At 63.1% G+C, this 3,430-nt stretch carries 5 protein-coding genes; 1 reads left to right on the top strand and 4 read right to left on the bottom strand.

What is annotated here, in order from left to right; genetic code table 11:
- Window positions 1-10: 10 nt before the first annotated feature.
- Window positions 11-148: a hypothetical protein gene (locus AC1D0Z_RS18025; protein WP_477659571.1), complete on the bottom strand. Its 138-nt coding sequence runs from the start codon at window positions 146-148 to the stop codon at window positions 11-13.
- Between the two features lie 5 nt (window positions 149-153).
- Window positions 154-1,098 (bottom strand): LD-carboxypeptidase, encoded by a 945-nt coding sequence (locus AC1D0Z_RS18020; protein ID WP_477659570.1) that lies wholly within the window; start codon window positions 1,096-1,098, stop codon window positions 154-156.
- Between the two features lie 68 nt (window positions 1,099-1,166).
- Between AC1D0Z_RS18020 and AC1D0Z_RS18015 the strand changes: the two genes are divergently transcribed.
- Window positions 1,167-1,775, top strand: a complete 609-nt coding sequence (locus tag AC1D0Z_RS18015) for a trimeric intracellular cation channel family protein (RefSeq protein ID WP_477659569.1) — start codon at window positions 1,167-1,169, stop codon at window positions 1,773-1,775.
- On the opposite strand, the gene tadA is transcribed toward AC1D0Z_RS18015, so the two are convergent.
- A complete protein-coding gene (tadA, locus tag AC1D0Z_RS18010) occupies window positions 1,759-3,150 on the bottom strand; it encodes a tRNA adenosine(34) deaminase TadA (RefSeq protein ID WP_477659568.1) in 1,392 nt (463 codons plus the stop codon). The genes AC1D0Z_RS18015 and tadA overlap by 17 nt on opposite strands.
- A 63-nt stretch (window positions 3,151-3,213) precedes the next feature.
- Window positions 3,214-3,430, bottom strand: a 217-nt coding sequence (locus tag AC1D0Z_RS18005) for a hypothetical protein (RefSeq protein WP_477659567.1), incomplete at its 5' end; no start/stop codon positions are given.

Raw genomic sequence — 3,430 nt, 5'->3', positions numbered from 1 at the left:
ACCTGACACCTTAATTTTCAGCTTTCAGTTTTTTCGCTTTTTCCGTTTTCTTCCTGGCCTCCAAGGCTATTTTTAAACCAGCTTCGTGCTGGTTTTTTTTTGCCCTGAACACAGCCGCCCGCAACCAGACAGGGCCGGCGTTTTTCACCTCGCCTAGTGTTGATGCCCCCAAAGCAGGAAGGCATCCCGGTCTTCCACCACCAGGGTGGTTTTGCAACCCACCGGCAGCAGGACCTTGGTTGGCACGTGCCCAAACGGCAGGCCGGTCAACACCCGCGCCTTCACCTGGCCCTGAAGCCAGGCGATAGCGGTCTCCAGCTTGAAGCCCTTGTCGTTGGGCGCCAGCTTGTAGTTGGTGAACTGGCCGAAAACGATTGCCTTCTGCTGCGCCAGAATGCCGGCTTGCAACAGTTGCGTGAGCATGCGCTCCACCCTGTAGGGGTGCTCACCGACATCCTCGACAAACAGGATGCCGCCTTTGACGAGCGGCAGATAGGGCGTTCCCACCAGCGCAGACAGGATGGCAAGATTGCCGCCCCAGAGTACCGCGTCTTTAACTGTGAATCCGGCTGCAGCCTTTGCACCACGAGCTGGAGCAGCTATTAAATTTATAGCAGATTTGGGCAGCTGCCAGCCGGTGCCTTCACCCTGCCCCGTGACGAGGTCATCAAAGCAGGCTTCCATGATGTCGTCAGGTGCTTCCGCGCCAAAATCGTCCAGCGAGGGCCCTGCCCAGGTCATTACGCCGGTTTTGGCCAGCAAGGCCATCTGGAAGGCCGTGAAGTCGCTCAGGCCCACAAAACGCGTACCCCCGGCAGCAGCCTTGGCGACCGCCTTGTAGTTGATCTTCGGCAGGATACGGGTGAGGCCGTAGCCGCCGCGGGAGATCAAAGCCACATCCGCGCCGCTCGCCGCTGCGCGGTGAATGGCGGCCAGCCGGGTTTCGTCATCGCCGGCAAAACGCTGATGGCGAGCCAGAGCATCGGTATCGATTTCAACTTCATGTCCCAGGGACTCAAGGCGCTTGATGCCGCGCCTGAAAGTTGCTTTGTCGCGTACCGCGCTGGAGGGGGAATAGATATAGATATGTTTTTTCACGGGTGCAAGTATCCCATCCCGGAGCGCCACCCTTCCCCGCCGGGAGCAACAGGTATAAACAGGGCAACATGCTCCTTTACCTGCTTGATCTCTTCGGCGTCGCCGTGTTTTCCGTCAGCGGAGCGCTGGCGGCCGGACGCCTGCACCTGGATCTGCTGGGTGTGCTGGTCCTGGCCTCGCTGACGGCCATCGGCGGCGGCACACTGCGGGATCTCCTGATGAACCGGCACCCGGTGTTCTGGATGGCCAATCCCACCTACCTGCTGGTTATCTGCGCTGCGGCGCTGGGCACAGTGCTTTACGTGCAGGTCCTGCCGATTCCTGCACAGGCCCTGCTGGTCGCCGACGCCATGGGATTGGCCCTGTTTGCCCTGTCTGGCGCTCAGCTGGCCGAGGCGGCGCGGCTGTCGCCCATCATTGTTGTACTGATGGGCACCATGACCGGCGTGGCGGGCGGCGTGATGCGCGACATCTGCAGCAGCCAGGTTCCCCTGCTGCTGCGCCAGGACATTTACGCCAGCGCAGCGATTGCCGGAATTGTGTTGTACCTGGCCCTCAAAACGCTGGGCCTGAAGCCCTCCTGGGCGTTCGGCATCGGGCTGATGGCCGTGGCGGCGCTGCGGCTCAGCGCCATCTTCCTGGGCTGGCAGTTGCCGGTGTTCAGGCTGGTGGGCTGAAAAACCGCACCGCTTGCTGCGCAATCGGCTCACCGTGCTCCTGCACAAAATGGCCAGCCTGCGGCAAGATCACGGGCTCGCCGCAACCGCGGATCAGGGCCTGCAGTTCCTTCATGACGGTCGGGCCCAGCACCGGATCCTGCGCACCCACCACCATCAATGTCCGGCCCGTCCAGTCGTTTTGCCAGAAGGCTCGCGCCTGCCGTGAAATGGCGGCGCCGTCGGCATCAGCTGCACCCGGCACCATGGGGGGGAACGCGCGCAGCGCGGCACGATGTCCTTTGTCCGGGAACGGCGCGTTATAGGCTGAGCACTCAGCGAGGCTCATCTGCGGATTGCCCCGGGCAAAGAGGCGCGCCACGTCAAACTCAGGGTTTCTGGCGCACATTTCGCGCCAGGCCACGAATCCCGCAGGCAGGGGGCCATCGCCGGTGCCCAGCAGGGTATTCATTACCAGCAGGCCGCTGTAGCGGCGCGGTGCCGCCATGGGCAGCGTCAGGCCCAACAGGCCGCCCCAGTCCTGCACCACCAGCACGACGTTCTGCAGGTCCAGYTGTTCCACCATCTCAAGCAGTATTTGCCGGTGTCTGCTGAAGCTGTGAAAGCTTTCTTTCTTGGGCTTGTCGCTTTTGCCAAACCCGACCATGTCAGGGGCAACAACACGATGACCGGCCTCCAGCAGCACCGGGATCATCTTGCGGTAAAGATAGCTCCATGCCGGATTGCCGTGCAGGCAAAGAAAGGTCAATTTCCCCGGGCCGCCCTCGCCCTCGTCGAGGTAATGCATGCGAAGCCCCTGCAGCGCCGGCAGGTCGCTGACATAGCGGGGTGGCCAGGGATAGTCCGGCAGGGCATCAAACGCGGCGTCAGGCGCACGCAATGCGTCGTCGCGCAGCGGATGGGCCAGCCGCGAAGCCTCGCGCTGCTCATCCCTGCGCCGGCGAAAGAACTCCTGCAGCAGCGCGCCGCATTCCGCGGCCAGCACGCCGCCCTGCAACTGGGTCTGATGGTTCAGGCGGGACTCGCCGAACAGGTCAATGACCGAGCCGGCGGCACCGGTCTTGGGGTCGGCCGCACCGAACACCACCCGCTTGAGCCGCGCATGCAACATGGCGCCACTGCACATGGCGCAGGGCTCCAGCGTGACAAAGAGCTCGCAGTCGTCCAGCCGGTAGTTGCCCAGTGCCTGCGCCGCCGCACGCAACGCCACAATCTCGGCGTGTGCCGTCGGGTCGTGCCCGTCCACCGGTGCATTACGGCCTGTGGCGATGACTTCACCGCGCCGCACCACCACGGCACCCACGGGCACCTCACCGGATGCGGCTGCCTGGCGTCCCTGCGCAAGCGCCTGCTGCATGTAGGTGGCGTCACTCATTTGCTATTACTTTAGTAGCTGCTTGCGCCCGTGCTTAAAGGGCTACAGCCTGTTTTTCTGGAGTTACTTGTCGTCCGGCAAGGGCCGGGGCTGCTGCATCATACTGTCGACGGACTGTTTGACCTGCTGCTGCACTTGCCGGCTTTGCTCCTGCGGCGTTGCGCTGCCCGAGGCCGCGGGCACGCCAACCGCTGGCTGGCTGGCCAGCTGGCTGCCCAACTGCTTCTTGACCAGGAACCCTACGGTGGCCAACACGACCAACACGCCCACGATGCTGAAC

The sequence above is a fragment of the Polaromonas sp. P1_E3 genome (assembly GCF_056405935.1).
This window is presented reverse-complemented; position numbering and strand designations above follow the sequence as displayed.

Excerpts from the sequence above, each read along its gene's own strand:
- AC1D0Z_RS18015 (WP_477659569.1), top strand. The coding sequence starts at position 1,167 with ATGCTCCTTTACCTGCTTGATCTCTTCGGCGTCGCCGTGTTTTCCGTC.